The sequence below is a fragment of the Pseudomonas arcuscaelestis genome, assembly GCF_016881005.1.
Classification (GTDB): domain Bacteria; phylum Pseudomonadota; class Gammaproteobacteria; order Pseudomonadales; family Pseudomonadaceae; genus Aquipseudomonas; species Aquipseudomonas arcuscaelestis.
The window spans coordinates 1-1,058 of record NZ_JACOPV010000082.1 but is presented as its reverse complement, the minus strand read 5'-3'; the positions used below and the strand labels follow the sequence as shown (position 1 = coordinate 1,058).

Below are 1,058 nucleotides of genomic sequence, written 5' to 3'. Positions count from 1 at the left end.
AACCGCCGGCCAAGCCGACCAGCGGTGTTGCCCACCATTGTTTAAAGGTGACCTCAGACATCGGCCACGGCACGACGCTGCTGGGCACGTTTACGGTAGATACGCACCAGCGGGAACATCAGCATCAGCGCGGTCAGCACCCACACCCCAAAGGTGATTGGGCTCGACCAGAGGATGTCCAGCGCACCGTTGGAGATCGACAGCGCACGGCGCAGGTTCTGCTCCATCAAACCGCCGAGAATAAAGCCCAGCAGCACCGGCGAGAGGGGGAAGTCGAGCTTGCGCAGGATGTAACCGAAGATGCCGATGCCCACCATCAGGAACAGGTCGAAGGTGGTGGCGTGAACCGCGTATACACCAATCGCAGTGATGATGGCGATCACTGGCACCAGCGCCCAGTTCGGCACGGCGAGGATGCGGGTAAAGATGCGGATCATCGGGATGTTGAGGATCACCAGCATGATGTTGGCGATAAACAACGAAGCGATCAGGCCCCAGACGATGTCCGGTTGCTGTTGGAACAGCAGCGGGCCAGGGGTGATGTTGTACAGCGACAGCGCGCCGATCATCACCGCCGTGGTGCCCGAGCCGGGTACGCCGAGGGTCAGCATGGGCACCAGGGCACCACAAGCAGACGCGCCGATCGCAGTTTCTGGTGCAGCCAGGCCACGCATGTCGCCTTGGCCGAACTTGCCGCTGGCACCGGCCAGGCGTTTTTCGGTCATGTAGGCAACGGCCGAGGCCAACGTGGCGCCTGCACCTGGCAATACGCCCATGATGAAACCCAGCAGGCCGCAACGGATGTTAACTACAAAGACGGAGGACGCTTCCTTCAGGTTGAACATCATGCGTCCGGTAGCTTTTACGGCTTCCTGGCCACGGTGGGTTTTTTCCAGCAGCAACAGGATTTCGCTGATGGAGAACAGCCCCAGCACCAACACCACTAACTGGATGCAGTCGGTAAGGTGGATATTGTCGCCAGTGAAGCGGTAAACCCCGCTGTTGGCATCGATGCCAACTGCTGACAGGAACAGGCCGATCAGCGCCGCCACAAACGT

1 protein-coding gene is annotated in these 1,058 nt (G+C 60.1%); it reads right to left on the bottom strand.

The features are described from left to right. Positions 1 to 53: 53 nt before the first annotated feature. Positions 54 to 1,058: tripartite tricarboxylate transporter permease (locus H8F21_RS29395; RefSeq protein ID WP_203585855.1), on the bottom strand; the 1,005-nt coding region annotated here is incomplete at its 5' end.